Consider the following 16,448-nt stretch of genomic DNA (forward strand, 5'->3'; position numbering starts at 1 on the left):
GCGGCCGCGCGTTTGCTGCGCTTTGGCGTTATCATCGCACAGCCCAATCAGCCGCACGTCCACTTCCAACAATGAATCTGCTCAAAGCCCTCGCCGCCGTCAGCTCCATGACCATGATCTCCCGGGTTCTCGGGCTGGCGCGAGAGATGATCATCTCGCACACCTTTGGCGCAGGCGCGGCCACGGATGTCTTTTTCACCGCCTTCAAGTTGCCCAATCTGCTGCGGCGAATTTTTGCCGAAGGTGCGTTTTCGCAAGCCTTTGTGCCCATCCTCGCCGAACACAAGACCAGACATGGTGACGAAGCGACGCGCCACTTCGTCGCGAAAATCTGCGGAGCACTGACACTGGCGTTACTGGTGATCACCGCCCTGGGCATTCTGGCTGCACCACTGATCATTTATGTCTCGGCAGCAGGCTTCAGCAGCAACCCGGCAAAATTCACCCTTGCGACAGAACTGTTGCGCTGGGTTTTCCCCTACATCCTGTTCATATCGCTGGCCTCGTTTGTTGGCAGCATCCTCAATACCTACAACAAGTTCTCCATTCCGGCGTTTGTACCCACACTGCTGAATCTGTCCTTTATCGCATGCGCAATTTTCCTGGCACCACTGCTGCATGAACCGATTTATGCCCTTGCGATTGCCGTACTGCTCGGCGGCCTCATTCAGCTTGCTTTCCAGTTGCCCTGGCTTGCTCGCTGCAAGATGCTGGTCTGGCCGAAGCTGGACCTGAAAGATAGCGCTGTACGGCAAGTGATGGGCAATATGCTGCCTGCCCTGTTTGGTGTTTCGGTAGCGCAAATCAGCATACTGTTGAACTCGAACCTCGCATCGTTTCTCGAGGAAGGCAGCATTTCCTGGATTTTCTACGCGGACAGACTAATGGAGTTCCCGGTCGGTGTCCTCGGCGTGGCACTGGGCACCATTCTGCTCCCCAGCCTTTCAAAAAGTGTAGCCAGCGACAATCAGGCCGAGTACTCCCGCCTGCTGGATTGGGGCCTCCGGCTTTGCCTGCTGCTGTGTCTGCCAGCAACAATCGCGCTCGGATTACTGGCGGAGCCACTGATCCTCACCGTGTTTCAGAGCGGCAAATTCACCTTGCATGACGCCCAGATGACACAACAGGCACTCACCGGCTACAGCATTGGCCTCCTGGGCATGATCATGGTGAAGATCCTCGCCCCAGGCTTTTATGCACGCAAAGACATCCGCACACCGGTAAAGATCGCCTGCATCGCACTGGCCATCACCCTGGCGATGAACATCACCTTCATTATCACCCTGCCCTACAAGCACGCCGGGCTGACTCTGGGCATTGCCCTTGGCCAGTGCCTTAACGCCTGGCTCCTGTACAGGGCGCTGCGCGCAAAGGACTACTTCATGCCACAACCTGGCTGGCTGGTCTTCTGCACGAAGCTGCTGCTGGCCGTGATTATCATGGCTGGCGCCCTGCTAGCCGGCCTGCACTGGCTACCGGACTTCGAGCTGGCCACCCGCCTGCAACGCACCGGTCAGCTCGCAATACTGGTTGGCCTGGGAGCAGGCACCTATTTCGCGGCACTCATCCTGCTCGGGTTCCGGACACGCCACTTCAAGCGCCACACCAGCCATTGAGGAGCAGAGCACTTGCGCACGCCCCTGCGAGCAACTCGCCCACAGGACGGCCTGTAGCCACCCCCGGCTGGTCGCCCCAGTAGTTTTCTGCCACCGCGTGATACACCACAATGTATACCCTGAAAAGGCTTATCTGCATTAGGCCCCAGCAATATACGCACAGCAGCACCATTACTATTGATTCAGCACGCGGATGTCTTAACTTGCCCCTTACCACCGGGAACGGCCTGAGAGCCAATCGACTTCAATCCTCAGAAAGCCTGAGCAAAAGGAAAGCAAGACGAGCACAGCGCCATCCAGCAGCCTGGAAGGCAACCAGCAAGCGGCGCCATTACGCCACATGGCGCTGGAGCCCCCGCCACCACCCAAGCATAACCGCACACTTGTGCGGCAAAAAAAAAAACGCCTGCACGATGCAGGCGTTTTCTCGGAAAAACTACTTATTCAGCAGCTTCAACCACTTCAGCTTCTTCCGGACGATCCACGAGCTCAACGTAGGCCATCGGGGCGTTGTCACCAACGCGGAAGCCACACTTGAGGATACGCAGATAGCCGCCGTTACGGGCCGCATAGCGGGGACCGAGAACGTCGAAGAGCTTGACCACGATATCGCGATCACGCGTACGGGAGAAGGCCAGACGACGGTTAGCCAGCGACGGCTTCTTGCCCAGAGTGATCAGGGGCTCAGCCACACGGCGCAATTCCTTGGCCTTCGGCAGAGTTGTCTTGATCATCTCGTGACGCAACAGGGCGTTAGCCAGGTTGCGGAGCATCGCCAGACGATGGGATGTCGTGCGATTCAGTTTACGATTAGAAAGACGGTGACGCATTTGTCAGTTCCTTAGCTTTAACCAACGATCAGGGCTTTTCCAAGCCGACCGGAGGCCAATTTTCGAGACGCATGCCGAGGCTGAGACCCTTGGAGGCCAGCACTTCCTTGATTTCATTCAAGGACTTGCGACCCAAGTTCGGGGCCTTCAACAGTTCGGTTTCAGTACGCTGAATTAGGTCGCCAATGTAGTAGATGTTCTCAGCCTTCAGGCAGTTCGCAGAGCGAACCGTCAACTCGAGATCATCAACCGGACGCAACAGAATCGGATCGATCTGCGGCGCTTGCGGTGCCGGCTCTTCAGCAGGCGTACCTTCCAGATCGGCAAAAACCGAAAGCTGGTCAATCAGCATGCGAGCGGCTTGGCGCACAGCTTCTTCGGGCTCGATGACACCATTGGTTTCGATATCAATGATCAGCTTGTCCAGATCGGTACGCTGCTCAACGCGAGCGCTTTCAACCTGATAGCTGACACGACGGATCGGACTGAACGATGCATCCAGCACGATATTGCCAATGGTGCGGCCTTCTTCCTTGGCAAGACGAACCGGAGCAGGCTGGTAACCACGGCCGGCTTCGACCTTGATTTCCATGCTGAGCTTGCCACCTGCAGAGAGATGGGCAATCACATGCTCCGGGTTGATGACTTCGACATCGTGCGGCAGCTGAATATCAGCCGCAGTCACAACACCTTCGCCGTCCTTGACAAGATTCAGCGTGACAGAATCCCGACCATGCAGCTTGAGCACAAGGCCCTTCAGATTCAGCAGGATGTCAACGACATCTTCCTGCACGCCATCCAGAGCGGAGTACTCATGCACAACACCCTCGATCTTGACTTCGGTGGGGGCATAACCCGTCATCGAGGACAGCAGAATCCGGCGCAGTGCGTTACCAAGCGTGTGGCCATAGCCGCGCTCGAACGGCTCCATCACCACTTTGGCGTGGGCCGCACCTTGCGCTTGCACATCAATGATGCGAGGCTTGAGCAACTCGTTTGTGTTAATTTGCATAAGTCAGTATCCCTTGCCTTACCGGGGTCAGGTTATTACTTGGAATAGTATTCCACCACCAGCGATTCATTGATGTCGCTGGACAGGTCGGAACGCTCCGGTGCGCTCTTGAACACACCTTCCATCTTTTTGCTGTCAACCTGTACCCAGCCAGGAAAGCCGATACCTTCAGCCAGCGACAGTGCCTCAACGACACGCGCCTGCTTCTTGGATTTCTCGCGAACAGCAACTACATCACCTGCCTTAACGGAGTAAGACGGAATGTTAACCACTTGACCGTTAACGGTAATCGCTTTGTGGGAAACCAGTTGACGGGATTCAGCGCGAGTGGAGCCGAAACCCATACGATAAACAACATTGTCCAGACGCGACTCAAGCAGCTTGAGCAGGTTTTCACCTGTCGAGCCCTTGCGACGGGCAGCTTCTTCGAAGTAGCGACGGAACTGGCGTTCGAGAACGCCGTAGATGCGACGGATTTTCTGCTTTTCACGCAGGTGCACACCGAAGTCAGACAGACGCGGAGTCTTTGCGCCATGCTGGCCTGGGGCTTGTTCCAGCTTGCACTTGCTGTCCAGAGAACGGCGAGCACTCTTCAGGAAAAGATCAGTACCTTCGCGACGTGCGAGCTTGCACTTGGGTCCAATATAACGTGCCATAACTTACTCCGGGATTAGATACGACGCTTCTTCGGCGGACGGCAGCCGTTGTGCGGAATGGGCGTCACATCCGAGATGCTGGTGATCTTGAAGCCGAGTGCGTTCAGTGCGCGCACAGCGGAATCACGACCCGGACCCGGACCCTTGATGCGAACTTCGAGGTTCTTAACACCGTATTCTTGGGCAACTTTACCAGCGGCTTCTGCTGCTACCTGAGCGGCAAAAGGTGTACTTTTACGAGAGCCCTTAAAACCAGCACCACCCGAGGTAGCCCAAGACAAAGCATTCCCTTGGCGATCGGTGATGGTAATGATCGTGTTGTTGAAGGAAGCATGCACATGCACGATGCCTTCGGACACGCTCTTCTTGACTTTCTTACGTACACGTACTGTGTTTGCTTTAGCCATTATTTAGTCCTTAATTACTTCTTGCCGGCAATCGCCTTGCGCGGACCCTTGCGAGTACGTGCATTGGTGCGAGTGCGTTGACCGCGAACCGGCAGGCCTTTGCGGTGACGGAAACCACGATAGCAGCCAAGGTCCATAAGACGCTTGATGCTCATGGTTACTTCGCGGCGCAGATCACCTTCTACAGTGTACTTGCCGACTTCGTCACGCAGTTTGTCAAGTTCAGCATCGCTGAGATCCTTGACCTTCTTGGTAGGCTCAATGGCAGTCGCCGCACATACCGCATAAGCGCGAGTGCGACCAATACCATAAATAGCCTGAAGGCCGATCACAGCATGCTGATGATTAGGAATATTAACCCCAGCAATACGGGCCATATTTCTTACCCCAGGTTGAAAAAGAGGTGGATTCTACCACCAGAAGCTGATTGACTCAATCAGCCCTGGCGTTGCTTGTGCCGCGGATCAGTACAAATCACACGCACAACACGGTTGCGGCGAATGATTTTGCAATTGCGGCAGATCTTCTTGACCGACGCTTGAACTCTCATCGTCTTTCCTTTTCGATCAAAATAAAATTCCGGACTTACTTTGCCCGGAATACGATGCGGGCCTTGCTCAGGTCATACGGCGTCAACTCAACCGTTACCTTATCGCCCGGCAAGATGCGAATGTAATGCATCCGCATTTTGCCGGAGATATGACCAAGTACCACATGTCCGTTTTCGAGCTTGATGCTGAAGGTTGCATTAGGCAACGTTTCCAGCACCACGCCCTGCATCTGTATGACGTCTTCTTTCGCCATTACCTACCAGCGCGTCAGCCGCCCTTGAAATTTGCTTTTTTCAGCAGCCCCTCATACTGGTGCGAGAGGACATACGACTGCATCTGAGCCATAAAATCCATCGTCACAACGACCATGATCAGCAGCGAAGTACCACCAAAGTAGAACGGAACATTCCACTTCAGAATCAGGAATTCCGGAATCAGGCAGATAACGGTGATGTAAACAGCACCGACCAGAGTCAGCTTCAGAATCAGCTTTTCAATGTATTTGGCCGTATGGTCACCAGGACGGTAGCCCGGGATCATGGCGCCACTCTTCTTGAGATTGTCGGCCGTCTCCTTCGGGCTGAACACAAGCGCCGTGTAGAAGTAGCAGAAGAAGATAATGGCAGCCGCATACAGAAAGACATACAAAGGCTGACCAGGATGCAGCATATCGCCGATAGACTTCAGAAAGCCTAGCTTCTCACTGTTGCCGGTCCAGGACAGTACGGTGGCAGGAAACAGGATGATGGAAGACGCAAAGATTGGCGGAATCACACCAGCCATGTTCACTTTCAGCGGCAGATGCGTACTCTGTGCCTGCATCACGCGATTACCGACCTGGCGCTTGGCATAGTGCACGGGCACCTTGCGCTGACCTCGCTCGACAAAGACAACTCCAGCAGTGAGCAGAATGACACCACCGAACAGCACAAGCACCAGCAGGTAGGAAAGCTGCCCCTGGCTGGCCAGATTGAGCGTTTTGCCAATTGCCGAAGGAACGCCAGCTGCAATACCGGCACAGATCAGGATGGAGATACCGTTGCCAATACCTCTCTCGGTAATCTGCTCACCCAGCCACATGAGGAACATGGTACCAGTCACAAGCGACACAACTGCCATGGCCATGAAGAGACCAGAAGGTATGATCACCAGCTGGGGCTGCTTCAGCAGCATCGATGCGATACCAATACTCTGGAAAGTAGCCAGAATGACGGTCGCGTAGCGGGTGTACTGGGTAATCTTACGACGCCCCTGTTCACCCTCTTTCTTCAATTGCTTCAGACTGGGCAGCACCTCGGCGGCAAGCTGCAAGATGATCGACGCCGAAATGTACGGCATGATCCCGATCGCAAATACGGTGAAACGCTCAAGTGCACCACCAGAGAACATGTTGAACATGTTCAGAAGACCAGTGCCCGCACCATCAAAAATACTCTTCAATGCTGCCGGATCAATACCTGGCACCGGAATATGAGAGCCGATGCGATACACGATGAGTGCACCGATCAGGAACCATATCCGCTGCTTGAGATCCGCAAACTTGCCACCACTTGCCTGAGCGGGATTTGCCACGTTGCTGCCCTATCCTAAGCCAATTACTCGGCGATTTTGCCGCCAGCCGCTTCGATTGCCGCACGGGCACCCTTGGTTGCCTGGATTCCAGACAGGGTAACCGCACGCTCGATCGTGCCGGACTGAATTACCTTCACCACCAGTGCACGCTGGGAAACCAGACCAGCCTGAACAAGGGAGAGCACATCGATCTGGTCAATCGGCAGCTTGTTCAGTTCAGAAAGGGTAACTTCAGCGTTGCGTGCCTTGGTCAGCGAAACGAAACCACGCTTGGGCAGACGGCGCTGCAGCGGCATCTGACCACCTTCGAAACCAACCTTATGGAAACCACCGGCGCGCGATTTCTGACCCTTGTGACCACGGCCTGCAGTCTTGCCCAGACCGGAACCGATGCCACGACCCACGCGACGCTTAGCGTGCTTGGACCCTACACCGGGCTTGATAGTATTGAGTTCCATTTAGCCCTCAACTTTCAGCAGATAGCTGATCTTGTTAGCCATGCCGCGGTTTGCCGGAGTATCCAGCACATCCGCAGTCTGGTTGATCTTCTTCAGACCAAGACCACGTGCACAAGCCTTATGGCTTTCCAGGCGACCAATCAGGCTCTTGACCAGAGTCACCTTGAATTTCTTGGCATCAGTCATTTGCAACCCCCAAGATCTCAGCAACAGTCTTGCCACGCTTCGCAGCAATATCGCCAGCGGTATGCAGCTTGGACAGACCATCCAAAGTTGCGCGCACGATATTGTAAGGATTGGTGGAGCCATGGCACTTAGCAGTGATGTTGTGAACACCCATCACTTCAAAAACAGCGCGCATCGGGCCGCCAGCAATAATGCCAGTACCTTCAGGGGCAGGCTGCATGAAAACAGTCGTCGCGCCATGCTTGCCAATCACGGTGTGCGGAACAGTACCGTTCTTCAGCGGAGCCTTGAAGAGCTTGCGACGAGCCTCTTCCATTGCCTTCTGAACAGCAACAGGAACCTCTTTCGACTTGCCCTTGCCCATACCAACTCCGCCATCACCGTCACCAACAACAGTCAGTGCAGCGAAGCCGAGAATACGACCACCTTTGACGACTTTGGTCACGCGATTTACGCTGACCATCTTCTCCCGAAGGCCGTCTTGGCGATCTTCAATTTCGTTCTTTGCCATTTTCAACTCCAAACCGAATTAGAAGACCAGGCCGGCTTCGCGAGCGGCATCAGCAAGAGCCTTCACGCGACCATGGTACTGGAAGCCGGAACGATCAAAAGCAACGCTGCTTACACCTGCTGCCTTGGCCTTTTCGGCAATGCGCTTGCCTACAATCACAGCAGCTTCAACATTGCCGCCATGCTTGATCTGGGAACGCACATCAGCTTCCAGAGTCGAGGCAGAAGCAATGATCTTGCAGCCAGTCTCATCAAAGACTTGTGCATAGATGTGGCTATTGGTGCGATGCACCGCAAGGCGCACGACCTTGAGTTCCGCAATCTTGGCACGAGTTTTACGTGCACGACGGACTCGGGTGATATTTTTGTCCATGATTCAGCCTCGATTACTTCTTCTTGGTTTCTTTCAGAACAACCACTTCATCAGCGTAGCGAACGCCCTTGCCCTTGTACGGCTCGGGAGCGCGATAAGCGCGGATGTCTGCAGCGACCTGACCGATAGCCTGCTTGTCAGCACCCTTCAGAATGATCTCAGTCTGGGAGGGAGTCTCAACCTTGACGCCAGCAGGCATCGTATGAGCAACAGGATGGGAAAAGCCAAGGGTGAGGTTCAGAACATCGCCCTGAGCCTGAGCACGGTAACCCACACCAACGAGATTGAGCTTGCGCTCAAAACCCTTGGAAACACCAGTGACCATATTGTTCGCCAGAGCACGCAAGGTGCCGGACATGGAACGAGCCTGCTTGGAACCACTGCGGGCAGCAAAAACAAGCTCGTTGTTTTCAACGGATACGGCCACGTCGCTGCCAATTGCCTGCGACAGAACACCGTTAGCACCCTTGATAACCAGAACGCCGTTTTCGACTTTAACTTCAACACCGGCAGGAATTACGACCGGATTCTTTGCTACACGAGACATTTCATTACCTCATTAAGCAACGATACACAGCAGCTCGCCACCAATACCATTGGCACGCGCTTTGCGATCGGTCATAACACCCTTGGAGGTCGACAGGATCGCGACACCAAGACCATTCATTACCTGCGGGATGTCACCAACGCCACGGTAAATACGCAGACCAGGCTTGGAAACGCGCTCGAGGCGTTCAATTACCGGGCGACCAGCATAGTACTTGAGCTCAATGGAGAGCTCGGGCTTTGTTTCACCTGTTACGGCGAACGATTCGATATAACCCTCATCCTTCAGCACCGCTGCAATTGCAATCTTCAGCTTGGAAGAAGGCATGGCGACAGTAGTCTTGTCTGCGCGTTGTGCGTTGCGGATGCGGGTCAGCATATCGGCGATCGGATCATGCATTGCCATAATCTATCTCCTGTTCCGATTACCAGCTTGCCTTGACCAGCCCCGGAATCTCGCCCTTGAAAGCGAGATCACGCAGCTTGCCACGACCGAGGCCAAACTTACGATAAACACCACGTGCACGACCAGTCAGCTGGCAGCGGTTACGCTGACGAACAGGGGATGCATTACGGGGCAGTTGTTGCAGCTTCAGGCGTGCCTGAAAGCGATCTTCTTCGCTGGTATTGCTGTCAGCAATAATAGCCAGCAGTGCCTGACGCTTGGCAGCGAACTTTGCCACGACAGCAGCACGCTTTTCCTCGCGTTGGATTAGTGCGACTTTAGCCATGATTCGCCTCAGTTCTTGAACGGGAATTTGAAGGCAGCGAGCAGAGCACGTGCTTCATCGTCGGTCTTGGCTGTCGTGGTGATGGTAATGTTCATACCACGCAGAGCATCGATCTTGTCGTACTCGATTTCCGGAAAGATGATCTGCTCACGAACACCCATGTTGTAATTGCCGCGACCGTCAAATGACTTGGCGGAAATACCACGGAAGTCACGTACACGCGGCAGAGCCACAGTAACCAGACGATCCAGAAATTCGAACATACGCTCACGACGCAGAGTCACCTTGCAGCCAACCGGATAACCGTCGCGAATCTTGAAGCCGGCAATCGATTTCTTTGCCTTGGTCACAACAACTTTCTGACCAGCAATTTTCTCGAGATCGCCAACAGCAAACTCCATCACTTTCTTGTCAGCAACCGCCTCACCAACACCCATGTTGATGGTGATTTTTTCAATGCGGGGGACTTCCATGACGGACTTGTAACCGAACTGTTTAACCAGCTCAGGAACCACCTTCTCTTTATAAAACTCTTGCAAACGAGCCATCGTGAACCCCTCAGCCGCCAATTACTTCGCCAGTGGACTTGAAGATGCGAACTTTCCTGCCATCTTCCAGCACCTTGAAACCAACACGATCAGCCTTGCCAGTTGCAGCATTGAAGATCGCAACATTGGAAACATGGATGGACGCGGTGATATCAACGATACCGCCTTGCACACCACGCATCGGGTTCGGCTTAACGTGTTTTTTGGCTACATTCACGCCTTCAACCACGATACGGTCTTCAGCGGGGATAACACGCACCACAGCGCCACGCTTGCCAGCATCCTTGCCAGTCAGCACAACGACTTCGTCGCCTTTACGGATTTTGTTCATCTGCAACTCCTCACAGAACTTCAGGCGCGAGCGAAACGATCTTCATGAAGCGTTCGGTGCGCAGCTCACGAGTAACCGGCCCGAAGATGCGGGTACCGATGGGCTCGAGCTTGTTGTTGAGGAGAACAGCGGCATTGCCGTCGAACTTTACCAGGGACCCGTCGGCACGACGAACACCCTTGGCAGTACGGACAACGACTGCATTGTAAACATCACCCTTCTTGACACGACCACGCGGGGCAGCATCTTTGATGCTGACCTTGATGATATCGCCAACAGAAGCATAGCGACGCTTGGAGCCACCCAACACCTTGATGCACATAACAGAGCGCGCACCGGTATTGTCAGCAACCTCCAGCTTGGATTGCATTTGGATCATGAGAAAAACCTCCAACTTAATCCGCAAAAATCCGGAAACCGGACTACCCGGCATGCCGGGTCAAAGCGGCTAGTTTTGGATCCCGGTTGGGAAAATCTCACCGCGACAGGACGCCGAAGTGAGGATGAAAAACGGGCATTATACCCAAGGTACAATGCCCGCGCAACCAGCAAGACTCACAAATTAAACAGTGCGAGCCTTTTCCAGCAATTTACTTACTGCCCAGCTCTTGGTCTTGGAGACGGGGCGAGTCTCAACGATCTCAACCAGATCACCTTCATTAAAGGCATTGGCTTCGTCGTGAGCATGATACTTCTTGGACTTGCGAACCATCTTGCCATAAAGCGGATGCTTCACAAGATGCTCAACCAAAACAGTTACGGTTTTGTCCATTTTATTGCTGACCACACGACCGGTCAGCGTACGCTTGAGTTTAGCTTCGCTCATGGTTACGCAGCCTTCTGTGCCAGAATGGTACGAATGCGCGCAATATCCTTACGCACACGCTTGATTTCGCTGGTTTTTGCCAGCTGGCCAGTTGCATGCTGCATGCGCAGGCTGAATTTGGCCTTCAGCAACTCCGTCAGCTCGGCCTTCAGGTCGGCAACGGACTTCTGATTCAGTTCGTTTGCTTTCATTATTGCCCCACTTGACGAGAAACGAAGGTCACAGCGAACGGCAGCTTGGCAGAAGCGAGACGGAATGCTTCGCGCGCAATCGGCTCAGCCACACCATCCAGTTCATAAATAACCTTGCCAGGCTGAATTTCGGCTACGTAATAATCCGGACTACCCTTGCCCCCACCCATACGAACTTCTGCAGGCTTGCGGGAAATCGGCTTATCCGGGAATACACGAATCCATACACGACCACCACGCTTGATGTAGCGGGTGATTGCACGACGAGCAGATTCAATCTGGCGAGCAGTCAGACGGCCACGAGCAACCGCCTTCAGGCCAAAAGTACCGAAGGAAACAGCATTACCGCGAGTAGCGATACCAGTATTGCGACCCTTCTGGACTTTACGATATTTCAGTCTAGTTGGCTGCAGCATTGCGGCCTCCCTTGCGCGGCTTCTTCGGAGTCTCAACAGGTTCTGCGGCAGCCTTTTCACCCGGCTTTACATCACCCTTGTAGACCCAAACTTTAATACCAATGATACCGTAGGTAGTCTTGGCCTCAGAAGTAGCGTAATCGATGTCAGCGCGCAGAGTATGCAGCGGAACTCGACCTTCACGATACCATTCAGTGCGGGCAATTTCGATGCCATTCAGACGGCCAGAAGACATGATCTTGATACCCTGGGCACCAAGACGCATGGCATTCTGCATTGCGCGCTTCATGGCACGACGGAACATCACACGCTTCTCGAGCTGAGAGGCGATGCTATCCGCAATGATCTGCGCATCAATTTCCGGCTTGCGAACTTCTTCGATGTTCACATGCACCGGAACCTTCAGAATATTCTGCAGCTCTTTCTTCAGCAGCTCGATATCCTCACCCTTCTTGCCGATCACAACGCCCGGACGAGCGGTAAAAATAGTGATCTTGGCGTTCTTGGCAGGACGCTCGATTACCACACGGCTCACAGATGCATTTGCGAGCTTTTTCTTGAGGAATTCACGTACTTGCAGATCCTCATTGAGCATCCCCGCAAAATTGCGGCTGCTAGCAAACCAGCGCGATGCCCAATTCTTGGTAACGGCAAGACGAAAACCCGTCGGATGAATTTTCTGACCCATTACACGCTCCTTAATCACCAACAGTCAGGGTGATGTGGCAGGTCTGCTTCTCGATGCGATTACCGCGGCCCTTGGCACGAGCGGAGAAACGCTTCAGGGAAGGCCCCTTGTCCACAAAAATTGTCGTCACCTTCAGGGCGTCAATATCGGCACCCTCGTTGTGCTCAGCGTTCGCAATTGCGGACTCAAGCACCTTCTTGATGAGGACAGCACCCTTTTTCGGGCTGAAAGCGAGAATGTTCAACGCCTGGTCAACCGGCTTGCCGCGAACGAGATCAGCAACCAACCGAGCTTTCTGGGCGGAGAGGCGAGCGTTGCTCAGTACAGCAGATACTTGCATTTCTTCACCTTATCGCTTGGCTTTTTTGTCGGCAGCATGGCCCTTGAAAGTACGGGTCAGCGCAAACTCACCCAACTTATGACCAACCATGTTTTCATTGACGTACACCGGTACGTGTTGGCGACCATTATGAACGGCGATCGTGAGACCCACGAAATCCGGCAAAACGGTAGAACGGCGCGACCAGGTCTTGATCGGACGCTTGTCGCTGGAGGCCCTCGCAGCGTCAACCTTCTTGATCAGATGGAGGTCGACGAAAGGTCCCTTCTTAACAGAACGAGCCATGTTTAATTACCCCTTGTTCGCATGACGACGACGCACGATCATGTTGTCAGTGCGCTTGTTGCTGCGAGTACGGAAGCCCTTAGTCGGCTGGCCCCACGGGCTAACCGGCACACGACCTTCACCAGTACGACCTTCACCACCACCATGCGGGTGATCTACCGGGTTCATTGCTGTACCACGGACAGTCGGACGAATACCGAGCCAACGCTTTGCGCCAGCCTTACCATACGAACGCAGGCTATGCTCTTCGTTGCCCACTTCACCAAGTGTAGCGCGGCAATCAATATGCACTTTGCGGATTTCACCAGAACGCAGACGCAGTTGAGCATAAATGCCCTCACGCGCAAGCAACTGCACGGAAGCGCCAGCAGAACGAGCCAGCTGTGCACCCTTGCCAGGCTGCAACTCAACGCAATGGATGGTAGAACCAACCGGAATATTGCGGATCGGCAGAGCATTACCCGACTTGATCGGGGCATCAGAGCCGGACACAACAGTAGCACCAGCTTTCAGACCCTTCGGAGCAATAATGTAACGACGCTCGCCATCGGCATAACAGAGAAGTGCAATGTTTGCCGTACGGTTCGGATCATATTCCAGGCGCTCAACTTTGGCGACGATACCATCCTTGTTGCGCTTGAAATCAATCACACGATAATGCTGCTTATGACCACCACCTTTATGACGGGTAGTGATATGGCCGTTATTGTTACGGCCAGCATTTTTGCTTTGTGATTCGAGCAAAGGCGCATATGGCGCACCCTTGTGCAGATCGGGATTTACCACCTTGACAACCGCGCGGCGACCTGGCGATGTCGGCTTTACTTTTACCAATGCCATTTCTCAGTCTCCTTATTGCGCGACAGCAAGGTCAATTTCCTGACCCTTTGCCAAACTGACGTAAGCTTTTTTCCAGTCTTTGCGACGCCCAACAAAGCGACTAAAGCGCTTGGTCTTGCCCTTCACATTGAGGACAGTCACCGCTTCAACCTTGACCTTGAACAGCAGCTCAACAGCCGCCTTCACTTCAGCCTTGGTTGCATCCTTGGCAACACGGAAAACAACTTGCTCGTTCTTGTCTGCAACAAAAGTGCTCTTCTCGGACACAACCGGGGCCAGCAGCACATGCAACAGACGATTTTCAGTAAATTGCGTCATGCGAACATCTCCTCAAAGGCCGCAAGAGCTTCACGCGTCAGAAGAATCTTCTTGAAACGCACAAGGCTTACCGGATCGGCCTGAGACGGCTCAAGCACAAGCACATTCGGCAGATTGCGGGACGCAAGATACAGATTTTCATCAAGCTGCTTAGTGATGATAAGCACGCTATCCAGATTCAGACTATTCAGCTTTTCAGCGAACGCCTTAGTCTTTGGAGTATCGACGGTAAAACCATCGACAACCACGAGACGATCTTCACGCACCAGCTGCGACAGTATGGTCGCAATACCAGCGCGGTACATCTTGCGGTTCACCTTCTGGCTAAAGTTCTCATCCGGCTTGTTCGGGAAGGTTTTACCACCACCACGCCACAGCGGAGAAGACGCCATACCTGCACGAGCACGACCGGTACCCTTCTGACGGAAAGGCTTATGCGTTGTATGCTTTACTTCGCTACGATCCTTCTGCGAGCGATTACCGCTGCGAGCATTTGCAAAGTAAGCAGTAACAACCTGGTGAACAAGCGCCTCATTGAATTCACGGGCAAACAGGGCGTCAGAAGCAGCAACCGCCGCTTGTGCATCACCATTTGCATTAATGACTTTCAGTTCCATTATGCACCTGCCTTCACACTCGGACGCACCATCACGTCATTACCCTTGGAGCCCGGGACTGCACCCTTGACCAGCAGCAATTGACGCTCGGCATCGACACGCACCACTTCCAGATTTTGCACAGTACGCTTGGCATTACCCAGATGACCAGGCATGCGCTTACCGGGCAGAACACGACCCGGATCCTGAGCCTGACCAATAGAGCCAGGAACATTATGCGAACGAGAATTACCGTGGGAGGCACGATTGGAGGAGAAATGGTGGCGCTTGATCGCACCCGCAAAACCCTTACCCTGAGTGGTACCAGTAATATCAACCAGCTGACCAACAGTGAAGATTTCTACGGAAAGCTGATCACCAGCCTTCAATTCGGCAAGCTTATCCGCATCAACGCGAAACTCAGCAAGACCACGACCAGCCTCGACACCAGCCTTGCGGAAGTGACCCGCCTCAGCTTTGTTTACACGACTAGCCTTTTTAACACCGAAAGACAACTGCACGGCAGTATAGCCATCAGTTTCTACGGACTTGATTTGCGTGACGCGATTGGCAGACATGTCCAGCACAGTTACCGGAATGGAAACACCATCCTCAGCAAAAATGCGGGTCATGCCAACCTTGCGACCGACAAGACCTAAGCTCATAGTTATTCCCTTTAACAGGGCCGGTTACGATTGACCGGCTATGATCGAAAAAAATAAACGGGCTTACCACCCGAAAGTGATAAGCCCGCGATACTAGCACAAGATTTTACCACTCACAAGATATTCTCGTGAGCACTGTAAAATTATTGCAGCTTGATCTCAACATCCACACCCGCCGGCAGATCCAGCTTCATCAAAGCGTCGACGGTCTTGTCAGTAGGATCAACAATATCCATCAGGCGCAGATGAGTGCGAATTTCAAACTGGTCACGCGACGTCTTGTTCACGTGCGGCGAACGCAGAACATCAAAGCGCTCGATCTTGGTAGGCAGCGGAACCGGACCCTTGACTACAGCACCAGTGCGCTTGGCGGTTTCTACGATTTCCTGGGCAGAACGATCGATCAACTGGTAATCGAAAGCCTTCAGGCGGATACGGATTTTCTGGCTTTGCATTGTCCAGACCCCTTATTCGATGATCTTGGCAACAACACCGGCGCCGACGGTACGGCCACCTTCACGAATCGCGAAGCGCAGACCTTGTTCCATGGCAATCGGAGCGATCAGGGAGACGGTCACTTCCACGTTGTCACCCGGCATCACCATTTCGGTACCAGCCGGCAGCTCAACCGCACCGGTCACATCGGTGGTACGGAAGTAGAACTGCGGACGATAGCCATTGAAGAACGGAGTGTGACGACCACCCTCTTCCTTCGACAGCACGTACACGGAACCAGCAAACTTGGTGTGCGGAGTAATGGAACCCGGCTTGGCCAGAACCTGACCACGCTCAACGTCTTCACGCTTGGTACCACGCAGCAGCGCGCCGATGTTGTCGCCAGCCTGGCCTTGATCCAGCAGCTTGCGGAACATTTCCACACCGGTACAAGTCGTCTTGACGGTCGGCTTGATACCAACGATTTCGATTTCTTCACCAACCTTGACGATACCGCGCTC

At 53.7% G+C, this 16,448-nt stretch carries 31 protein-coding genes; 1 reads left to right on the forward strand and 30 read right to left on the reverse strand.

Features of this window, described 5'->3' with window-relative positions:
* The first annotated feature begins 71 nt into the window (after positions 1 to 71).
* The gene (gene murJ / locus C515_RS0102920) at positions 72 to 1,616 is read left to right on the forward strand and encodes a murein biosynthesis integral membrane protein MurJ (protein WP_028454306.1); all 1,545 of its coding nucleotides are present in this window, start codon (positions 72 to 74) and stop codon (positions 1,614 to 1,616) included.
* A gap of 440 nt (positions 1,617 to 2,056) precedes the next feature.
* Here the strand turns inward: murJ and rplQ are convergent, their stop codons facing one another.
* The 30 genes from rplQ to C515_RS0103065 all read right to left on the reverse strand — a co-directional run.
* Positions 2,057 to 2,446, reverse strand: a complete 390-nt coding sequence (rplQ, locus tag C515_RS22920) for a 50S ribosomal protein L17 (RefSeq protein ID WP_081686716.1) — start codon at positions 2,444 to 2,446, stop codon at positions 2,057 to 2,059.
* Between the two features lie 28 nt (positions 2,447 to 2,474).
* Positions 2,475 to 3,458 (reverse strand): DNA-directed RNA polymerase subunit alpha, encoded by a 984-nt coding sequence (locus C515_RS0102930; protein WP_028454308.1) that lies wholly within the window; start codon positions 3,456 to 3,458, stop codon positions 2,475 to 2,477.
* A 35-nt stretch (positions 3,459 to 3,493) separates the two neighbouring features.
* Positions 3,494 to 4,114: a 30S ribosomal protein S4 gene (gene rpsD, locus C515_RS0102935; protein ID WP_028454309.1), complete on the reverse strand. Its 621-nt coding sequence runs from the start codon at positions 4,112 to 4,114 to the stop codon at positions 3,494 to 3,496.
* 14 nt (positions 4,115 to 4,128) lie between these two features.
* The gene (gene rpsK, locus C515_RS0102940; protein ID WP_028452728.1) at positions 4,129 to 4,521 is read right to left on the reverse strand and encodes a 30S ribosomal protein S11; all 393 of its coding nucleotides are present in this window, start codon (positions 4,519 to 4,521) and stop codon (positions 4,129 to 4,131) included.
* Between the two features lie 14 nt (positions 4,522 to 4,535).
* The gene (gene rpsM / locus C515_RS0102945; RefSeq protein WP_028454310.1) at positions 4,536 to 4,898 is read right to left on the reverse strand and encodes a 30S ribosomal protein S13; all 363 of its coding nucleotides are present in this window, start codon (positions 4,896 to 4,898) and stop codon (positions 4,536 to 4,538) included.
* A gap of 59 nt (positions 4,899 to 4,957) precedes the next feature.
* The gene (gene rpmJ, locus C515_RS22925) at positions 4,958 to 5,071 is read right to left on the reverse strand and encodes a 50S ribosomal protein L36 (RefSeq protein WP_018748524.1); all 114 of its coding nucleotides are present in this window, start codon (positions 5,069 to 5,071) and stop codon (positions 4,958 to 4,960) included.
* A 35-nt stretch (positions 5,072 to 5,106) separates the two neighbouring features.
* Positions 5,107 to 5,325 (reverse strand): translation initiation factor IF-1, encoded by a 219-nt coding sequence (gene infA / locus C515_RS0102950; RefSeq protein ID WP_028454311.1) that lies wholly within the window; start codon positions 5,323 to 5,325, stop codon positions 5,107 to 5,109.
* 14 nt (positions 5,326 to 5,339) lie between these two features.
* Complete coding sequence (gene secY / locus C515_RS0102955) at positions 5,340 to 6,644, reverse strand: preprotein translocase subunit SecY (protein ID WP_028454312.1); 1,305 nt, start codon at positions 6,642 to 6,644, stop codon at positions 5,340 to 5,342.
* A 23-nt stretch (positions 6,645 to 6,667) separates the two neighbouring features.
* Positions 6,668 to 7,102 carry a 50S ribosomal protein L15 gene (rplO, locus tag C515_RS0102960; RefSeq protein WP_028454313.1) on the reverse strand — a complete coding sequence of 145 codons (435 nt, stop codon included), beginning with the start codon at positions 7,100 to 7,102 and terminating at the stop codon, positions 6,668 to 6,670.
* Entirely contained in the window at positions 7,103 to 7,288 is a 186-nt protein-coding gene (gene rpmD / locus C515_RS0102965) for a 50S ribosomal protein L30 (protein WP_028454314.1), read from the reverse strand.
* Positions 7,281 to 7,799 carry a 30S ribosomal protein S5 gene (gene rpsE, locus C515_RS0102970; protein WP_028454315.1) on the reverse strand — a complete coding sequence of 173 codons (519 nt, stop codon included), beginning with the start codon at positions 7,797 to 7,799 and terminating at the stop codon, positions 7,281 to 7,283. The genes rpmD and rpsE overlap by 8 nt, the downstream gene beginning before the upstream one ends.
* 18 nt (positions 7,800 to 7,817) lie before the next feature.
* Positions 7,818 to 8,171 carry a 50S ribosomal protein L18 gene (gene rplR, locus C515_RS0102975; protein ID WP_028454316.1) on the reverse strand — a complete coding sequence of 118 codons (354 nt, stop codon included), beginning with the start codon at positions 8,169 to 8,171 and terminating at the stop codon, positions 7,818 to 7,820.
* A 13-nt stretch (positions 8,172 to 8,184) separates the two neighbouring features.
* On the reverse strand, positions 8,185 to 8,718 hold the full coding sequence (rplF, locus tag C515_RS0102980) for a 50S ribosomal protein L6 (RefSeq protein ID WP_028454317.1): 534 nt from the start codon (positions 8,716 to 8,718) through the stop codon (positions 8,185 to 8,187).
* 12 nt (positions 8,719 to 8,730) lie between these two features.
* Positions 8,731 to 9,123: a 30S ribosomal protein S8 gene (gene rpsH, locus C515_RS0102985; protein WP_028454318.1), complete on the reverse strand. Its 393-nt coding sequence runs from the start codon at positions 9,121 to 9,123 to the stop codon at positions 8,731 to 8,733.
* Between the two features lie 19 nt (positions 9,124 to 9,142).
* Positions 9,143 to 9,448 (reverse strand): 30S ribosomal protein S14, encoded by a 306-nt coding sequence (gene rpsN / locus C515_RS0102990; protein WP_028454319.1) that lies wholly within the window; start codon positions 9,446 to 9,448, stop codon positions 9,143 to 9,145.
* A gap of 8 nt (positions 9,449 to 9,456) precedes the next feature.
* A complete protein-coding gene (rplE, locus tag C515_RS0102995) occupies positions 9,457 to 9,996 on the reverse strand; it encodes a 50S ribosomal protein L5 (protein ID WP_028454320.1) in 540 nt (179 codons plus the stop codon).
* Positions 9,997 to 10,006: 10 nt separating this feature from the next.
* Positions 10,007 to 10,327 carry a 50S ribosomal protein L24 gene (gene rplX, locus C515_RS0103000; RefSeq protein WP_028454321.1) on the reverse strand — a complete coding sequence of 107 codons (321 nt, stop codon included), beginning with the start codon at positions 10,325 to 10,327 and terminating at the stop codon, positions 10,007 to 10,009.
* A gap of 10 nt (positions 10,328 to 10,337) precedes the next feature.
* Positions 10,338 to 10,706, reverse strand: coding sequence for a 50S ribosomal protein L14 (gene rplN, locus C515_RS0103005; RefSeq protein ID WP_028452716.1), 369 nt, complete (start codon positions 10,704 to 10,706; stop codon positions 10,338 to 10,340).
* 183 nt (positions 10,707 to 10,889) lie between these two features.
* Positions 10,890 to 11,153 carry a 30S ribosomal protein S17 gene (gene rpsQ, locus C515_RS0103010; protein ID WP_028454322.1) on the reverse strand — a complete coding sequence of 88 codons (264 nt, stop codon included), beginning with the start codon at positions 11,151 to 11,153 and terminating at the stop codon, positions 10,890 to 10,892.
* Positions 11,154 to 11,155: 2 nt separating this feature from the next.
* Positions 11,156 to 11,344, reverse strand: coding sequence for a 50S ribosomal protein L29 (gene rpmC, locus C515_RS0103015; protein ID WP_028454323.1), 189 nt, complete (start codon positions 11,342 to 11,344; stop codon positions 11,156 to 11,158).
* Complete coding sequence (gene rplP / locus C515_RS0103020; protein WP_028454324.1) at positions 11,344 to 11,760, reverse strand: 50S ribosomal protein L16; 417 nt, start codon at positions 11,758 to 11,760, stop codon at positions 11,344 to 11,346. Before rplP ends, rpmC begins: the two co-directional genes overlap by 1 nt.
* On the reverse strand, positions 11,744 to 12,448 hold the full coding sequence (rpsC, locus tag C515_RS0103025; RefSeq protein ID WP_028454325.1) for a 30S ribosomal protein S3: 705 nt from the start codon (positions 12,446 to 12,448) through the stop codon (positions 11,744 to 11,746). The genes rplP and rpsC overlap by 17 nt, the downstream gene beginning before the upstream one ends.
* A gap of 10 nt (positions 12,449 to 12,458) precedes the next feature.
* Complete coding sequence (gene rplV / locus C515_RS0103030) at positions 12,459 to 12,788, reverse strand: 50S ribosomal protein L22 (protein ID WP_028454326.1); 330 nt, start codon at positions 12,786 to 12,788, stop codon at positions 12,459 to 12,461.
* Between the two features lie 9 nt (positions 12,789 to 12,797).
* A complete protein-coding gene (gene rpsS / locus C515_RS22930; RefSeq protein ID WP_081686717.1) occupies positions 12,798 to 13,073 on the reverse strand; it encodes a 30S ribosomal protein S19 in 276 nt (91 codons plus the stop codon).
* Positions 13,074 to 13,079: 6 nt separating this feature from the next.
* Positions 13,080 to 13,913: a 50S ribosomal protein L2 gene (gene rplB, locus C515_RS22935; protein ID WP_081686718.1), complete on the reverse strand. Its 834-nt coding sequence runs from the start codon at positions 13,911 to 13,913 to the stop codon at positions 13,080 to 13,082.
* A 12-nt stretch (positions 13,914 to 13,925) separates the two neighbouring features.
* On the reverse strand, positions 13,926 to 14,231 hold the full coding sequence (rplW, locus tag C515_RS0103045) for a 50S ribosomal protein L23 (protein WP_028454328.1): 306 nt from the start codon (positions 14,229 to 14,231) through the stop codon (positions 13,926 to 13,928).
* Positions 14,228 to 14,848, reverse strand: coding sequence for a 50S ribosomal protein L4 (rplD, locus tag C515_RS0103050; protein WP_028454329.1), 621 nt, complete (start codon positions 14,846 to 14,848; stop codon positions 14,228 to 14,230). The genes rplW and rplD overlap by 4 nt, the downstream gene beginning before the upstream one ends.
* Positions 14,848 to 15,492: a 50S ribosomal protein L3 gene (rplC, locus tag C515_RS0103055; protein WP_028454330.1), complete on the reverse strand. Its 645-nt coding sequence runs from the start codon at positions 15,490 to 15,492 to the stop codon at positions 14,848 to 14,850. Before rplC ends, rplD begins: the two co-directional genes overlap by 1 nt.
* Before the next feature lie 143 nt (positions 15,493 to 15,635).
* A complete protein-coding gene (rpsJ, locus tag C515_RS0103060; protein WP_028452705.1) occupies positions 15,636 to 15,947 on the reverse strand; it encodes a 30S ribosomal protein S10 in 312 nt (103 codons plus the stop codon).
* Between the two features lie 12 nt (positions 15,948 to 15,959).
* The coding region (locus C515_RS0103065) for an EF-Tu C-terminal domain-related protein (RefSeq protein WP_028454331.1) at positions 15,960 to 16,448 on the reverse strand (489 nt) is incomplete at its 5' end.

This window comes from Chitinilyticum litopenaei DSM 21440 (assembly GCF_000428145.1).
GTDB lineage: Bacteria > Pseudomonadota > Gammaproteobacteria > Burkholderiales > Chitinibacteraceae > Chitinilyticum > Chitinilyticum litopenaei.